Here is a 507-nt window from a genome sequence, read left to right on the forward strand (position 1 = left end):
TCCGCGACGTTGGCGGCGGCCTGCTCGAAATTCAGGCCGGTGCACAATAGGTCAGCGTCGGCGGCGAGGGACGTCAGCGCCGCGCTGACCTCGCCCCAATGCCGGATGAGGGGCTCCCAGACCTTGCGCATCAACCTGATCGGGCTGCGGATCGTCCAGATGTTCCGGAAGAACTCAGCCCACATGTTGCGGAGGAACTCCTCGTCCAGGAAGTCGTGCAGTTCCGGGCCGTACGGGACCGCCGCGAGCCCGGTGGACTCGGCGAAACCCATCAATTCCGGTGGGACGGCCACGGCCACGTCGTGCCCTCGGCGCAGCAGCTCGCGGCCGACCGCTGCCAATGGCTCGATGTCGCCGCGCGTTCCGTAGCCGGCGAGGGCGAATTTCGTCACGGGTCCTAGCCTTGCAGTTGCCGTGCGCCGGCGACGTCAGGGGTGCCGTTCGTCACCCAACCCGTCCCGCGCGCGCGAAGTTTTCCAGAAGGTCGGCGCTCTTGGTGATGCGGTC

Annotated in this window: 1 protein-coding gene; it reads right to left on the reverse strand. The window is 67.7% G+C overall.

Going from position 1 to position 507, the window contains the following annotated elements; genetic code table 11:
- A partial coding sequence (locus A5697_RS16255) for a glycosyltransferase (RefSeq protein WP_197501030.1) occupies positions 1 to 392 on the reverse strand: 392 nt, incomplete at its 3' end.
- Between the last annotated feature and the right edge of the window lie 115 nt (positions 393 to 507).

It is taken from the genome of Mycobacterium sp. E3251 (genome assembly GCF_001666835.1).
Lineage (GTDB): Bacteria > Actinomycetota > Actinomycetes > Mycobacteriales > Mycobacteriaceae > Mycobacterium.